The organism is Rhodococcus sp. NBC_00297 (genome assembly GCF_036173065.1).
In the GTDB taxonomy this organism is placed as follows: domain Bacteria; phylum Actinomycetota; class Actinomycetes; order Mycobacteriales; family Mycobacteriaceae; genus Rhodococcoides.
Genome location: NZ_CP108041.1, coordinates 2,433,408 through 2,447,592, shown reverse-complemented (window position 1 = coordinate 2,447,592; position 14,185 = coordinate 2,433,408). Strand labels below are relative to the sequence as shown.

Genomic DNA, 14,185 nt, shown 5'->3' with positions numbered 1-14,185 from the left:
GGAGGACACATGCAGATCGATCTGAGCGGCCGGACAGCCCTCGTCACGGGTTCCACGCAGGGCATCGGCTACGCCATCGCCGTCGGCCTCGCCCGAGCGGGAGCGACCGTGCTGATCAACGGCAGGTCCGACGCGTCCGTCGGTGCGGCACTCGACCGTCTCACCGCGGAGGTACCCGAAGCGACGGTCGTCGCGGCCCCGGCGGACGTCAGCACGGAGGACGGCACACGCGCCCTGGTGCAGGCACACCCCGATGTCGACGTCCTGGTGAACAATCTCGGAATCTTCGGCGCCACACCGGCTCTGGAGATCGACGACGACGAGTGGCGCCGCTATTTCGAGGTCAATGTCCTCGCCGCCGTGCGTTTGATCCGCGCCTACCTTCCGGGTATGAAGGACCGGGGCTGGGGCCGGATCCTGTCGATCGCCAGCGACTCGGCCGTCGTGATTCCGGCCGAGATGATCCATTACGGCATGTCCAAGACCGCGCTGCTCGCGGTGTCGCGCGGCTTCGCGAAGGAGGCGGCCGGCTCGGGCGTGACCGTCAACTCCGTCATCGCCGGACCGACACACACGGGAGGTGTCGAGACCTTCGTCCGCGATCTGGTGGGCGACGAGTTGCCGTGGGACGAGGCGCAGCACGAGTTCATGGTGAAGTACCGCCCGCAGAGCCTGATCCAGCGACTCATCGAGCCCGAGGAGATCGCCAACATGGTGGTCTACCTCAGTTCACCTCTCGCGTCGGCCACCACGGGCGGCGCACTGCGCGTCGACGGCGGCTACGTGGACTCGATCCTGCCCTGACCGTCGGGCCACTCCGCGAGGTCCGCGGCGATGCGTGCAGTGCTCTCGAGGAACTCCCGCAGCAGGGCATCGCCGTCCTCGGCCTCACGCACCGCCGAGTAGGGGAGCACGAACTCGCCGAGATCGCGATCGAAGTACGCCTGCGCCGGCTCGACGACCGCGGTGTCGAAGCCGTCGGGTTGCGGGTAGGCGTACGAGTAGAAGATGCCCTCCGACGCCCCGCCGGGCCAGTACCCGGCGCTCGACACCTCCTCGTTGTAGGCCTCGTGCATCACCCAGTCGGGGCAGTTGGGCACCCCGCCCGGATGCTGCGCCGCGGGGCGACCCGAGAACCGGGTCACAGCCAGGTCGAAGGCCCCCAGAAGAAGTGGGACGGACTGGACTTCCCGCGGAACCCGCCGCGGAACGCGGAGAACACCCGATGAGCCGACACCAGCGAGCGCCAGTATCGCGTCATCGCTTCGGCGTCGTAGCTGGCATGCACGGTGTCCTCAGCGAACGGAATCGACGGGTCGACCTCGACGGGGGAGCCCATGATCGAGACGTGGACCCCGAGCGCCTCGAGGTGGGCGAAGAACTCGTCGTGGAAGTCCGCGACCGTGCGCGGCCGCAACTCCATCTCGCGTGCGTCGCCCCACGTGGTCTCGATGGTCAGCCGGTGTCGGAGGAAGTCGAAGCGGATCTCGACTCCGCCGCCGCGGTACGGCATGAGCGAGGTGGTGAGTCCGGACGCATCGACGTAGGACGTCACGCCCCACCAGTGGTTGAGCGGTGGCGCCAGAGCCATGCGCACCTTGCCGACGATCTGCGTCCACATGTGCACGGTGTCGCGGGTGTCCTGCCACGAGTCCACGACGAGTTCCGGCCAGGCATCGTTCGTTTCGGTCACTGCATCCCTTTCACGGAGATATCGGCGCACACGTAGGACGATGGTCCCATGACGACACTCGCCCCTCTCGGTCTTCACCACGTCACCGCCATCGCGTCGGACCCCGGCCGGAACGTGGAGTTCTACACGCGCGTGCTCGGCCTGCGGTTGGTGAAGCAGACCGTCAACTTCGACGACCCCGGCACCTACCACCTGTATTACGGGGACTTCCGCGGTAGCCCGTCGTCGCTCATCACCTTCTTCCCGTGGAAGGACGTCGAGCGCGGACGACAGGGAACCGGACTCGCGACCTCGACAGCGTTCAGCGTTCCGGGCTCGTCGCTGTCCTTCTGGCACGACCGGCTCCGGGAGCTGAACGTGCGCGTCGAGGCGCCGGTGACCCGCGGCGACGACGAGGTCCTGCGCCTGTACGACCACGACGGCATGGTCCTCGACCTGATCGCCTCCGACGGGGACACCCGCTCCGGCTGGGACGGCGTGGCATCGGTGCCCACCGAACACGCGGTGCGTGGACTGCACTCGGTCACCCTCACCGAGACGACACTCGACGCGACAGCCGAGCTGCTCACCGACCGGATGAGCATGACCGTCGCCGCGGACGGTGCCGCGAGCGCGCGGTTCGCCATGGCCGCGGGCGGCGCGGGCGCGCTGGTCGACGTCGTCACCGACCGCAGCGACCGTGGTCTGCAGGCAGGCGGCACCGTTCACCACGTCGCCTTCCGTGCGCCCGACCACGAGACGCTCACCGCCTGGCGCACCGAGCTGGTCGACAGCGGCGCGCACGTCACCGAGATCCTGGACCGGCAGTACTTCCAGTCGATCTACTTCCGGGAGCCGGGCGGCGTGCTGTTCGAGATCGCGACCGAGGCGCCGGGATTCGACGTCGACGAGCCACTGCTCGAACTCGGGCGCTCGTTGAAGCTGCCGCCGTGGCTCGAGCCGACGCGGGAGCAGATCGAGCAGAATCTCCCGGCACTCCCGGTGGGTGACGCGTCGTGACGTGGACACAGGTGACCGACGGCGAGACGCTGACGGCGATGTTCGGCACGCCGAGCTTCCGCGCCGCCCACAAGGATCGCCCCCGGCTGCATCCGCTCGACCGCGACTTCCTCGCGGCCTCGCCGTTCTGCCTGGTGGCCACCGCCGACGAGACCGGACGGTGCGACGTCTCGCCGAAGGGAGACCCGCCCGGCTCGCTGGTGCACGTCCTCGACGACGCCACCATCGCGCTGGCGGAACGGCCCGGCAACAAGCGGATGGACGGATACCGCAACGTGCTGAGCAACCCGTTCGTGGGGCTCGACTTTTTGGTCCCCGGACGCGGGGACACGCTGCGCATCAACGGCCGCGCGCGGTTGATCTCCGACGCGCCGTTCTTCGACGACCTCGTGGTCAAAGGACACCGCCCGATCCTCGCGCTCGTCGTCGACATCGAGCAGGTCTTCCATCACTGCGCCAAGGCGTTCCTGCGGTCACGGCTGTGGGAGCCGGGCACCTGGAATCCGTCGGTGCTGCCGACGGTCGCAGAGATCTCCAAGACGCTGATCCCCGACTCGCCGGAATCGCTCGAGGAACTGCGGGCGTACTACGGGCCGGCATACGAGGAGTCGCTGTACCGGTCGTAGATGCGCTCCGCGCCTGTGCGCCCCTTGCGCATCCAGGCATACGCAAAAGGCGCACGGGCGCGAAGCGCACTGGGTAACGTCCCACCCGTGGCGGACGCAACATTGTCGGTGCTGATCTACAGCAGCCACGCGTCCACGCGGGCGCTCGTCCACCAGGCGCTGGGCCGTCGCCCGCACCCCGACCTGCCCGAGATCGAGTATCTCGACGTGGCGACGGCGCCCGTCGTGATCGAGCACCTGGATCGCGGCGGTGTCGATCTGGTGATCCTCGACGGCGAGAGCGCTCCCGTCGGCGGGATGGGCCTCGCGAAGCAACTGCGCGACGAGATCGACCCGTGTCCACCACTTCTCGTGCTCACCGGCCGCCCCGACGACGCGTGGTTGGCCACCTGGTCGCGTGCCGACGCGTCGGTGTCGCACCCGATCGACCCACTCGAACTCGGCCGCGCCGTGGTGGGACTGCTCCGCGACCCTGCCTGAGGCCCCGCCGGATCTCCGATCTGTGACGACGCCGGGGGATCACCGATTCGCGACGATTGTGAGCCCGAGTCACCAAACCGGACCCATCGCGACGAAAAAGTCCTACTGTGTGGCACAGATCACCTCGAGGCGTAGGGCGGTTCCGGTCGGAACCCATGACACGGGCAGGAGTTCGAGTGGCATGAACGCATATGTGCCGGTCCTCGTTCTCGGCGCGATCGCGGTCGCCTTCGCGCTGTTCTCGGTCCTCGTGGCATCGGAAGTGGGACCGAAGCGATACAACCGCGCCAAGCTCGACGCGTACGAATGTGGCGTCGAGCCCACACCGCAGCACATCGGCGGCGGTCGCTTTCCGGTCAAGTTCTACCTCACTGCAATGCTTTTCATCATCTTCGACATCGAGATCGTGTTCCTCTACCCGTGGGCTGTGCACTTCGAGGCACTGGGTGTGTTCGGTCTCGCCGCGATGGCCCTGTTCATCGTCAACGTTTCCGTCGCCTACGCATACGAGTGGCGTCGTGGAGGTCTCAGCTGGGACTGATCCACTCGCCGTGGAAGAAGTGATCGCATGGGATTGGAAGAGAAGCTGCCGAGCGGCTTCCTGCTGACCACTGTCGAAGGCCTCGCCGGCTTCGCCCGCAAGGGGTCTCTGTGGCCCGCGACCTTCGGACTGGCGTGCTGTGCGATCGAGATGATGTCGACGACGTCCGGCCGGTTCGATCTCGCCCGGTTCGGTATGGAGGCCTTCCGCGCCTCCCCCCGCCAGGCCGATCTCATGATCGTCGCGGGACGGGTGAGCCAGAAGATGGCACCGGTGCTCCGGCAGGTGTACGACCAGATGGCCGAGCCGAAATGGGTTCTGGCGATGGGTGTCTGCGCGTCCTCGGGAGGAATGTTCAACAACTACGCCATCGTGCAGGGCGTCGACCACGTGGTACCGGTCGACATCTATCTGCCCGGTTGTCCGCCGCGGCCCGAGATGCTGATCAACGCCATCCTGCAGTTGCACGCGTCGATCCAGGCGATGCCGCTGGGCGTCGACCGCGAGAGGGCCATCGCCGAGACCGAGAAGGCCGCGCTGAGTTCTCCGTCCGTCATCGACGCGAAGACGCTGCTGCGATGAGAGCGCGGGGCATGTTCGGAGTGCGCGGTTCGGGCGACACGTCGGGTTACGGCCGCCTGGCGCCGCCGAAACCCCGACACGACAACGCGAGTCGACCGTTCGGTGGGGACCACGACGTCGTGGCGGACGCACTGGAGTCGGCGCTCGCGGCTCGGGGCGAACGTTGGGACGACGCCGTCGAGCGTGCCGTGCTCCACCGCGGTGAGCTGACTCTGCACATCGCGCGTACGCACCTGCCCGCTGTCGCGTCCGCGCTACGCGACGACGAGGCACTCCGCTTCGAACTGTGTCTCGGCGTCAGTGGCGTCCACCAGCCCGGCGAGACCGGACGCGAGCTGCACGCCGTCTACCATCTGCAGTCCATCACGCACGGTCGTCGGTTGCGTCTCGAAGTGTCTGTGCCGGAGTCCGACCCGCACATTCCGTCGCTGTGCGGCATCTACCCCACCACCGACTGGCACGAGCGCGAGACGTACGACTTCTTCGGCATCGAGTTCGACGGGCACCCGTCCCTGACACGCATCGAGATGCCCGACGATTGGGTGGGGCACCCACAACGCAAGGATTACCCGCTGGGCGGCATCCCGGTGGAGTTCAAGGGCGCGCGGATCGCGCCCCCCGATCAGCGCAGGTCGTACAACTGATGACACTCGAGAAGGATCACACCACGCCGACCGTCTACACCGCGTCGGGCCAGGACTGGGACGAGATCGTCGACCTGGCCGGCACCGCCGGTGAGGAGCGCATCGTCGTCAACATGGGACCGCAGCACCCCTCCACGCACGGGGTCCTCCGCCTCATCCTCGAGATCGAGGGGGAGACCGTCACCGAGGCGCGGTGCGGAATCGGCTACCTGCACACCGGTATCGAGAAGAACCTCGAGTACCGGAACTGGACGCAGGGCGTCACCTACGTGACGCGGATGGACTACCTGTCGCCCTTCTTCAACGAGACGGCGTACTGCCTCGGCGTGGAGAAGCTGCTCGGCATCACCGACGACGTGCCGGAACGCGCGACCGTGATCCGGGTGTTGCTGATGGAACTCAACCGCATCTCCTCGCACCTGGTCGCTCTGGCCACCGGCGGCATGGAGCTCGGCGCGGTCACCGCCATGCTCTTCGGATTCCGGGAACGTGAACTGATCCTCGACATCTTCGAGACGATCACGGGCCTGCGGATGAATCACGCGTTCGTCCGGCCGGGCGGGCTGGCGATGGACCTGCCCGACGACGCCGTGCCGAAGATCCGGGACCTGCTGCACCTGTTGCCGATCCGCCTGCGCGACATGAGCGCGATGCTGGACGACAACCCCATCTGGAAGGGTCGGACCCGCGGCATCGGGTACCTCGATCTCACCGGATGCATGGCGCTCGGAATCACGGGTCCGGTGCTGCGTGCCACGGGCTTGCCCCACGATCTCCGTCGCGCGGAGCCCTACTGCGGTTACGAGACCTACGAGTTCGACGTGATCACCGAACAGGAGAGTGACTGCTACGCGCGGTATCTCATCCGTGTCGACGAGATGAGCGAGTCGCTGAAGATCGTCGAACAGTGCCTCGACCGACTGGCGCCGGGGCCCGTGATGGTATCGGACAAGAAGATCGCGTGGCCTGCGGACCTGGTCTCGGGCCCCGACGGACTGGGCAACTCCCGCGAGCACGTGCAGAAGATCATGGACGGATCGATGGAGTCGCTGATCCACCACTTCAAGCTCGTCACCGAGGGCATCCGCGTGCCCGAGGGACAGGTGTACGTCGCGGTGGAGTCACCCCGCGGCGAGCTGGGTGTGCACATGGTCTCCGACGGTGGATCCCGGCCCTACCGTGTGCACTTCCGGGACCCGTCGTTCACCAATCTGCAGGCCGTCGCGGCGATGTGCGAGGGCGGCATGGTGTCCGACGTGATCGCGTCCGTGGCGAGCATCGATCCCGTGATGGGTGGGGTGGACCGATGAGCACACGGGAACCGGTGGCGATACCCTTCGGACCCCGTCCGGAGGAACGCGTCCAACTCGTGCGACCAGGCGCCCGGCGGACCTACCCCGAGGACGTGCTGGCTCGCCTCGAGGCGGACGCCGCCACCATCGTGGCCCGCTACCCGCGCGCCCGGTCCGCGATCATCCCGATCCTTCATCTGCTCCAGGCCGAGGACGGGTACCTCACCCCCGCCGCGATCGACTTCTGTTCGCACACACTCGACCTCACGGGTGCCGAGGTCGCGGCGGTGGCGACGTTCTACTCGATGTACCGCCGCGAGCCGACAGGCGACTACCTCGTCGGCGTGTGCACCAACACTCTCTGCGCCGTGATGGGCGGGGACGCCATTCACGAGGCCCTCGTCGACCACCTCGACGGCGTCACGGACGGCACCGTGACGCTCGAACACATCGAGTGCAACGCCGCCTGCGACTACGCACCGGTGGTGATGGTGAACTGGGAGTTCTTCGACAACCAGACTCCCGAGTCGGCGCGCACGCTGGTCGACGAACTCCGCGCCGGGCGCCCGGTCACCCCGACGCGCGGTGCGACCCTGTGCACCTTCCGCGAGACCTCGCGCATCCTGGCGGGCTTTCCCGACCCCCGGCCCGGCGCGCTCGACGCACCGACCGCCGGCGAGGCGACGCTGGCAGGCCTGCGTGTCGCGCGGGAGAAGGACATGCGCGCCCCCGAGCACGCGGAACCCGACGCGGCGGCGGCAGCCGAACCGCCGACGGACTCCACCCCGGACAAGCCCGCGCCCGCCCCGTCTGCCGATGTGCCCCACCCGGGCGGCACTGCAGCGAAGGAGGTCCGGCCGTGACACTCACCCCGGTTCTGAGCCGCTACTGGGACGAGCCCGAGTCCTGGACTCTGGACACCTACCGCCGCCACGGCGGGTACGACGGTCTCGCCGCAGCCCTGGCGATGACACCCGACGAGGTGATCGGCACGGTCAAGGACTCGGGCCTGCGTGGTCGCGGCGGCGCCGGCTTCCCCACCGGCACGAAGTGGAGCTTCATCCCCCAGGACGGCCCGACACCCGCGGACCAGACCGTGCCGCACTACCTGGTGGTGAACGCCGACGAGTCGGAGCCGGGCACGTGCAAGGACATGCCGCTGCTGATGGCCACACCCCACGCGCTGGTCGAAGGCATCGTGATCGCGGCGTACGCCATCCGCTCGTCGCACGCGTTCGTCTACCTCCGCGGTGAGGTGGTGCCGGTGCTGCGGCGGCTGCAGGCCGCGGTCGCCGAGGCCTACGCCGCGGGGTATCTGGGCACGGACATCCAGGGCTCCGGGTTCGATCTGGACCTCGTCGTCCATGCGGGGGCGGGCGCCTACATCTGCGGCGAGGAGACCGCACTGCTCGACTCCCTCGAGGGGCGACGCGGCCAGCCCCGGCTGCGGCCACCGTTCCCCGCCGTGGCGGGCCTCTACGCGAGCCCCACCGTCGTCAACAACGTCGAGTCCATCGCGAGTGTGCCGACGGTCCTGGCGCGCGGGACGCAATGGTTCCGCTCGATGGGCAGTGAGAAGTCACCCGGCTTCACGCTGTACTCGCTCTCCGGCCACGTCACCCGCCCCGGACAGTACGAGGCGCCGCTCGGCATCACGCTGCGCGAGTTGCTCGAGCACGCGGGCGGTGTCCGCGCCGGGCACACGCTGAAGTTCTGGACACCCGGCGGATCCTCCACCCCGATCTTCACGGCCGAGCACCTCGACGTCCCGCTCGACTACGAGGGTGTGAGCGCCGCGGGATCGATGCTCGGCACGAAAGCGCTCCAGATCTTCGACGAGACGACCTGCGTGGTCCGCGCGGTCCGTCGCTGGAGCGAGTTCTACGCGCACGAATCGTGCGGGAAGTGCACCCCCTGCCGCGAGGGCACCTACTGGCTGGTGCAGATACTCGCGCGCCTCGAGAACGGCACCGGATCGGAGGGTGACCTGCAGAAGCTGCTCGACGTCGCCGACAGCATCCTGGGAAAGTCGTTCTGCGCGTTGGGAGACGGGGCGGCCAGCCCCATCGTCTCGTCGATCGCCCACTTCCGGGACGAGTACGTGGCGCACGTGGAGCAGGGTGGATGCCCCTTCGATCCGCACCTCTCCACCCTGATGGCAGGACAACTGACATGACCGCGGTGCAGAACGACGGCGCGCGCGCCGAGACGACGGTGGACATCACCCTCGACGGCGTCCCGATGTCGGTCCCGAAAGGCACCCTGGTCATCCGGGCGGCCGAGATGCTCGGTGTGCAGATCCCGCGGTTCTGCGACCACCCGCTGCTCGACCCGGTCGGCGCGTGCCGGCAGTGCCTGGTCGACGTCGAGGGCCAACGCAAGCCCTTGGCGTCGTGCACCACCACGGTGTCCGACGGCATGGTGATCCGGACGCAGCACAGCTCGGAGATCGCCGAGAAGGCGCAGCGCGGAGTGATGGAACTGCTCCTGATCAACCATCCGCTCGACTGCCCGGTGTGCGACAAGGGTGGCGAGTGCCCGCTGCAGAACCAGGCCATGTCCACCGGCCGCACCGAGTCGCGCTTCACGGAGACCAAACGCACGTATCCCAAGCCGATCCCCCTGTCGACCGAGGTCCTGCTCGACCGGGAGCGGTGCGTCCTCTGCGCCCGGTGCACGCGCTTCTCCGAGCAGATCGCCGGTGACCCGTTCATCGATCTGCTCGAACGCGGTGCGCTGCAACAGGTCGGCATCTACGGCGCCGAGCCGTTCGAGTCGTACTTCTCCGGCAACACCGTGCAGATCTGCCCGGTGGGTGCACTCACCAACACCGCCTACCGATTCCGCGCGCGGCCCTTCGACCTGGTGTCGACTCCCAGCGTCTGCGAGCACTGCTCCAGTGGGTGCGCCCAGCGCACGGACCATCGCCGCGGAAAGGTGTTGCGTCGGTTGGCCGGCGACGATCCCGAGGTCAACGAGGAATGGAGCTGCGACAAGGGCCGCTGGGCGTTCGCGTACGGCACGCTGCCCGATCGCCTCGACACCCCGCTGGTCCGACGCGGAACCACCCTCGAGCCCGCGTCGTGGTCGGAGGCCCTGGCGGTGGCCGCTCGGGGCCTGGCGGAGGCTCGCGGACACGCCGGGGTGCTCACCGGTGGCCGTCTCACCGTCGAGGACGCGTATGCCTACAGCAAGTTCGCGCGGATCGCGCTGGGTACCAACGACATCGACTTCCGGGCCCGCCAGACCTCCGAGGAGGAGACCGACTTCCTGTCCGCTCGGGTGGCCGGCCGCGGGATCGACGTCACGTACGCGGCACTCGAGGACGCACCGATCGTCGTCCTCGTGTCCTTCGAACCGGAGGAGGAGAGCCCCATCGTCTTCCTCCGCCTGCGGAAGGCAGTGCGCGGGGGACACACTCGCGTACTGACACTGGCGCCCTTCACGTCGCCCGGCAGCACGAAGCTGAGAGCCGACGTGCGTCCCACGGTGCCGGGGACGGAGGCCGCGGGGCTGGCGGACCCGGACGTGCTCGACCAGCTGCGCGTGCCGGGCGCGGTGATCCTCGTCGGCGAGCGCGCGGCGTCGAGCCCCGGCACCCTCGCCGCGGTCGCGCGCACCGCCGACACCACCGGCGCCCGCGTCGCGTGGATCCCCCGCCGTGCCGGTGACCGCGGCGCCCTCGACGCGGGTGCGTTCCCCACCCTCCTGCACGGAGGTCGCCGGGTGGACGACCCCGCGGCTCGGCACGCGGTGGCCGCGGCGTGGGGTGTCGACGATCTGCCGGCGACACCGGGCCGGGACACGGTCGGCATCCTCGGCGCCGACCTCCGCGCGCTCGTCGTGGCCGGTGTCGAGCTCGACGACCTCCCCGATCCCGACGCGGCCCGCGCCGCGCTCGACCGAGCCCCCTTCGTCGTCGCACTGGATCTGCGCAGCAGCGAGGTGACCGACCGGGCCGACGTCGTGTTCCCGGTCGCCGCCGTCGCGCAGAAAGCCGGATCGTTCACCACCTGGGAAGGCCGCCGGCGCACGTTCGGAGCAGCACTCCCGACGCCGTCCATGATGGCCGACCTGCGGGTCCTCGACGCGATCGCCACCGAGATGGGTCACCGCCTCGGACTGCCGGACGCCGACGCGGCACGCCGCGAACTCGACGCGGCCGGGTCGGCACCCGGATCCCCCGACGTTCCGGACCGCGGCAGCGCGGCACCGACCGCCCTCGGCGCAGGAACCGCCGTACTGGCCGGCTGGCGGATGCTGCTCGACGCCGGGCGGATGCAGGACGGGGAGACCGATCTCGCCGGCACGGCGCGGACCCCCGTCGCCCGGCTGTCGCCCGCGACCGCGGCCGACACCGGGGTGTCCGACGGTGAGCCACTGACCGTCTCCACCGACTCGGGGTCGATCACGCTGCCGCTCCGCGTCACCGCCATGCCGGACCACGTGGTGTGGCTGCCGTGGAACTCGGCACCGTCCCGAGTGAGTGCGACCCTCCACGTCGCACCAGGTGCCGCCGTGCGTCTCTCGGCAGGAGCACCGTCATGACCGACCTCTCCGTCTTCGGGATCGACCCACTGTGGCTGGTCGTCGCCAAGGCGCTCGCCGTCTTCGGCTTCCTCGTGCTGACACCGCTCATCGCGATCTACGCCGAGCGCAAGGTCATGGCCTGGATGCAGATGCGCATCGGCCCCAACAGGGTCGGGCCGTGGGGCATCCTGCAGAGCCTCGCCGACGGTGTGAAGCTCGCCCTGAAGGAGGGGATCGTCCCGAGGGGCGTGGACCGTCCGATCTACCTGCTGGCACCGATCATCTCGGTCGTCCCCGCCTTCATGGCCTTCGCCGTGATCCCGTTCGGCCCCACCGTGTCGGTGTTCGGGCACATCACCCCGCTCCAGCTGACCGACATGCCCGTCGCGGTGCTCTACATCCTGGCCGTGACCTCGATCGGTGTGTACGGCATCGTCCTGGCCGGGTGGTCGTCCGGTTCCACGTATCCGCTTCTGGGAGCACTGCGCTCGACCGCGCAGGTGATCTCGTACGAGGTGGCCATGGGCCTGAGCTTCGCGGCCGTGTTCCTCTACGCGGGCACCATGTCGACGTCCGGCATCGTCGCCTCGCAGGAGCGCCTGTGGTTCGTCGTGATGCTGCTGCCGTCGTTCCTCGTCTACATCACCTCGATGGTGGGCGAGACCAACCGTGCGCCGTTCGATCTCCCCGAGGCGGAGGGCGAACTGGTCGGCGGATTCCACACCGAGTACTCCTCGCTCCGGTTCGCCATGTTCATGCTCGCGGAGTACGTGAACATGGTCACCGTCTCGGCGCTCGCGACCACGCTTTTTCTCGGCGGCTGGCGCGCCCCCTTCCCGATCAGCCTGTGGGACGGCGCCAATCAGGGCTGGTGGCCCGTTCTCTGGTTCACGATCAAGGTGTGGGGCTTCCTGTTCGTCTTCGTCTGGCTCCGCAGCACCCTGCCACGCCTGCGCTACGACCAGTTCATGAACTTCGGGTGGAAGGTGCTCATTCCCGCTGCGCTGCTGTGGATCATGGTCATCGCGGCCGTGCGCGTCCTCCTCCTCGACTCCCCGCACGTCCGGCCGGTCACCGTGGTGGTGTCACTGGTCTACACCGCCGCCCTGATCGCCGTGCTCGCCCGGACGCTACGGCGTGGGCGCCTGGAACGGACCCACTCCGGTGCGACGGCGGACCAGCAGGGGGTCGATGCCGCGGCGGGCGGGTTCCCCGTGCCTCCGATGCCGGACCGCTCACCCGGTCCGGCACGCCCTCGACCCATCACCAAGGAGACGACCGATGCCTGAATTCCTGGGACCTGTGGCGGGTTTCGGCGTCACCTTCGCCACCATGTTCAAGAAGCCGGAGACCGAGTCGTATCCGGAGGAGAAGGTACCGACGGCGACGCGGTACCACGGCCGTCACCAGCTGAATCGCTACGCGGACGGCCTGGAGAAGTGCATCGGCTGCGAACTGTGCGCGTGGGCCTGCCCCGCCGACGCCATCTACGTCGAGGGCGCGGACAACACGGAGACCGAACGGTACTCGCCCGGTGAGCGGTACGGCCGGGTGTACCAGATCAACTATCTGCGGTGCATCGGCTGCGGACTGTGCATCGAGGCGTGCCCCACGCGCGCGCTGACCATGACCAACGAGTACGAGATGGCCGACGACAACCGGGCCGATCTGATCTACGAGAAGACCGATCTGTTGGCCTCGCTCGCCGAGGGGATGGACGCGCCCCCGCACGCCATGGCCGACGGCGCCACCGACGAGGACTACTACCGCGGGGCCGTCATCGCCCGGCGGGAGGCGGACCGATGATCGTCTCGACCTCCGAGGCCATCGCCTTCTGGATCCTCGCCCCGCTCGCTCTCATCGGCGCGCTGGGCGTCGTGGCGTCGGCGAAAGCCGTGTATTCGGCTCTGTTCCTGGCATCGACGATGGTGGTGCTCGCGATCTTCTACATCGTCCAGGGTGCCGTCTTCCTCGGTGTCGTCCAGATCGTGGTCTACACCGGCGCCGTGATGATGCTCTTCCTCTTCGTACTCATGCTCGTGGGGGTGGACTCGTCGGACTCGCTCGTCGAATCGCTACGGGGGCACCGCATCGCGGCCATCGTCGTGGGTCTCGGATTCGGTGTCCTGCTGATCGGGGGGCTCGGCAATGCCGCGCTGAACGACTTCCGCGGCTTCACCGCGCAGTCGCCGGCGAACGTCGAGGGGCTCGCCGAGCTGGTGTTCGTGCGCTACGTGTGGGCCTTCGAGCTCACCGGAGCGCTGCTCATCACTGCCACGATCGGTGCCATGGTGCTGACCCACCGGGACGCCGTCGGCCGGACCAGAACCCAGAAGGAGCTGTCGCAGGACAGGTTCCGCTTCGGAGACCGCGTGACACCGCTGCCGAGCCCGGGTGTCTACGCACGCCACAACGGTGTGGACCGGCCCGCTCGTCTCCCCGACGGCAGCGACGCCGAGTCGTCGGTCAGTCGGCAGTTCCGCGACGGGCCGAGCCGATGAACCCGGAGTACTACCTGTACCTGTCCGCGGCCCTGTTCACCATCGGCGCCGCCGGTGTCCTCCTGCGCCGCAACGCCATCGTCGTCTTCATGTGCATCGAGCTGATGCTCAACGCCGCGAACCTGGCCTTCGTGACGTTCTCGCGGATGCACGGCGGACTGGACGGACAGGTCTTCGCGTTCTTCACGATGGTCGTCGCCGCCGCCGAGGTGGTGGTGGGTCTGGCCGTCATCATGGCGATCTTCCGCTCTCGTCGATCCGTCTCGGTCGACGACGACAGTCTGTTGAAGTACTGAC

General features: G+C 68.5%; 15 protein-coding genes and 1 pseudogene. 15 read left to right on the top strand and 1 reads right to left on the bottom strand.

The window, feature by feature from the left end:
* The first annotated feature begins 9 nt into the window (after positions 1-9).
* Positions 10-804: an SDR family NAD(P)-dependent oxidoreductase gene (locus OG947_RS11675; RefSeq protein ID WP_328811895.1), complete on the top strand. Its 795-nt coding sequence runs from the start codon at positions 10-12 to the stop codon at positions 802-804.
* Here OG947_RS11675 and OG947_RS11670 read toward each other — a convergent pair.
* A pseudogene (locus tag OG947_RS11670) lies at positions 780-1,621 on the bottom strand (DUF5996 family protein). The gene OG947_RS11675 and the pseudogene OG947_RS11670 overlap by 25 nt on opposite strands.
* Before the next feature lie 120 nt (positions 1,622-1,741).
* Between OG947_RS11670 and OG947_RS11665 the strand changes: the two are divergent.
* The 14 genes from OG947_RS11665 (at position 1,742) to nuoK (ending at position 14,184) form a co-directional block, all read left to right on the top strand.
* Positions 1,742-2,692, top strand: a complete 951-nt coding sequence (locus tag OG947_RS11665; protein ID WP_056440995.1) for a ring-cleaving dioxygenase — start codon at positions 1,742-1,744, stop codon at positions 2,690-2,692.
* The gene (locus OG947_RS11660) at positions 2,689-3,318 is read left to right on the top strand and encodes an MSMEG_1061 family FMN-dependent PPOX-type flavoprotein (protein WP_307097003.1); all 630 of its coding nucleotides are present in this window, start codon (positions 2,689-2,691) and stop codon (positions 3,316-3,318) included. The genes OG947_RS11665 and OG947_RS11660 overlap by 4 nt, the downstream gene beginning before the upstream one ends.
* An 87-nt stretch (positions 3,319-3,405) precedes the next feature.
* A complete protein-coding gene (locus OG947_RS11655; protein ID WP_056440992.1) occupies positions 3,406-3,798 on the top strand; it encodes an Rv3143 family two-component system response regulator in 393 nt (130 codons plus the stop codon).
* Positions 3,799-3,979: 181 nt separating this feature from the next.
* Positions 3,980-4,339, top strand: a complete 360-nt coding sequence (locus OG947_RS11650; RefSeq protein WP_027506038.1) for an NADH-quinone oxidoreductase subunit A — start codon at positions 3,980-3,982, stop codon at positions 4,337-4,339.
* Positions 4,340-4,366: 27 nt separating this feature from the next.
* Complete coding sequence (locus OG947_RS11645; RefSeq protein WP_027506037.1) at positions 4,367-4,921, top strand: NuoB/complex I 20 kDa subunit family protein; 555 nt, start codon at positions 4,367-4,369, stop codon at positions 4,919-4,921.
* Positions 4,918-5,565 carry an NADH-quinone oxidoreductase subunit C gene (locus OG947_RS11640; protein ID WP_328811894.1) on the top strand — a complete coding sequence of 216 codons (648 nt, stop codon included), beginning with the start codon at positions 4,918-4,920 and terminating at the stop codon, positions 5,563-5,565. Before OG947_RS11645 ends, OG947_RS11640 begins: the two co-directional genes overlap by 4 nt.
* Positions 5,565-6,875 carry an NADH dehydrogenase (quinone) subunit D gene (nuoD, locus tag OG947_RS11635; protein ID WP_056440985.1) on the top strand — a complete coding sequence of 437 codons (1,311 nt, stop codon included), beginning with the start codon at positions 5,565-5,567 and terminating at the stop codon, positions 6,873-6,875. Before OG947_RS11640 ends, nuoD begins: the two co-directional genes overlap by 1 nt.
* Positions 6,872-7,720: an NADH-quinone oxidoreductase subunit NuoE gene (gene nuoE, locus OG947_RS11630; RefSeq protein ID WP_328811893.1), complete on the top strand. Its 849-nt coding sequence runs from the start codon at positions 6,872-6,874 to the stop codon at positions 7,718-7,720. The genes nuoD and nuoE overlap by 4 nt, the downstream gene beginning before the upstream one ends.
* A complete protein-coding gene (gene nuoF, locus OG947_RS11625) occupies positions 7,717-9,033 on the top strand; it encodes an NADH-quinone oxidoreductase subunit NuoF (RefSeq protein ID WP_222629538.1) in 1,317 nt (438 codons plus the stop codon). Before nuoE ends, nuoF begins: the two co-directional genes overlap by 4 nt.
* Positions 9,030-11,405: an NADH-quinone oxidoreductase subunit G gene (locus OG947_RS11620; protein ID WP_328811892.1), complete on the top strand. Its 2,376-nt coding sequence runs from the start codon at positions 9,030-9,032 to the stop codon at positions 11,403-11,405. Before nuoF ends, OG947_RS11620 begins: the two co-directional genes overlap by 4 nt.
* Positions 11,402-12,676, top strand: coding sequence for an NADH-quinone oxidoreductase subunit NuoH (gene nuoH / locus OG947_RS11615; protein WP_051613413.1), 1,275 nt, complete (start codon positions 11,402-11,404; stop codon positions 12,674-12,676). The genes OG947_RS11620 and nuoH overlap by 4 nt, the downstream gene beginning before the upstream one ends.
* Complete coding sequence (gene nuoI, locus OG947_RS11610; protein ID WP_027506032.1) at positions 12,669-13,193, top strand: NADH-quinone oxidoreductase subunit NuoI; 525 nt, start codon at positions 12,669-12,671, stop codon at positions 13,191-13,193. The genes nuoH and nuoI overlap by 8 nt, the downstream gene beginning before the upstream one ends.
* Complete coding sequence (locus OG947_RS11605; protein ID WP_307108070.1) at positions 13,190-13,888, top strand: NADH-quinone oxidoreductase subunit J; 699 nt, start codon at positions 13,190-13,192, stop codon at positions 13,886-13,888. Before nuoI ends, OG947_RS11605 begins: the two co-directional genes overlap by 4 nt.
* Positions 13,885-14,184, top strand: a complete 300-nt coding sequence (gene nuoK, locus OG947_RS11600; protein WP_056440973.1) for an NADH-quinone oxidoreductase subunit NuoK — start codon at positions 13,885-13,887, stop codon at positions 14,182-14,184. Before OG947_RS11605 ends, nuoK begins: the two co-directional genes overlap by 4 nt.
* The last annotated feature ends 1 nt before the right edge of the window (position 14,185 follow it).

Excerpts from the sequence above, each read along its gene's own strand:
- OG947_RS11665 (WP_056440995.1), top strand. The coding sequence starts at position 1,742 with ATGACGACACTCGCCCCTCTCGGTCTTCACCACGTCACCGCCATCGCG.
- nuoE (WP_328811893.1), top strand. The coding sequence starts at position 6,872 with ATGAGCACACGGGAACCGGTGGCGATACCCTTCGGACCCCGTCCGGAG.
- OG947_RS11675 (WP_328811895.1), top strand. The coding sequence starts at position 10 with ATGCAGATCGATCTGAGCGGCCGGACAGCCCTCGTCACGGGTTCCACG.
- OG947_RS11650 (WP_027506038.1), top strand. The coding sequence starts at position 3,980 with ATGAACGCATATGTGCCGGTCCTCGTTCTCGGCGCGATCGCGGTCGCC.
- OG947_RS11605 (WP_307108070.1), top strand. The coding sequence starts at position 13,190 with ATGATCGTCTCGACCTCCGAGGCCATCGCCTTCTGGATCCTCGCCCCG.
- OG947_RS11620 (WP_328811892.1), top strand. The coding sequence starts at position 9,030 with ATGACCGCGGTGCAGAACGACGGCGCGCGCGCCGAGACGACGGTGGAC.
- nuoI (WP_027506032.1), top strand. The coding sequence starts at position 12,669 with ATGCCTGAATTCCTGGGACCTGTGGCGGGTTTCGGCGTCACCTTCGCC.
- nuoH (WP_051613413.1), top strand. The coding sequence starts at position 11,402 with ATGACCGACCTCTCCGTCTTCGGGATCGACCCACTGTGGCTGGTCGTC.
- OG947_RS11640 (WP_328811894.1), top strand. The coding sequence starts at position 4,918 with ATGAGAGCGCGGGGCATGTTCGGAGTGCGCGGTTCGGGCGACACGTCG.
- OG947_RS11645 (WP_027506037.1), top strand. The coding sequence starts at position 4,367 with ATGGGATTGGAAGAGAAGCTGCCGAGCGGCTTCCTGCTGACCACTGTC.
- nuoK (WP_056440973.1), top strand. The coding sequence starts at position 13,885 with ATGAACCCGGAGTACTACCTGTACCTGTCCGCGGCCCTGTTCACCATC.
- nuoD (WP_056440985.1), top strand. The coding sequence starts at position 5,565 with ATGACACTCGAGAAGGATCACACCACGCCGACCGTCTACACCGCGTCG.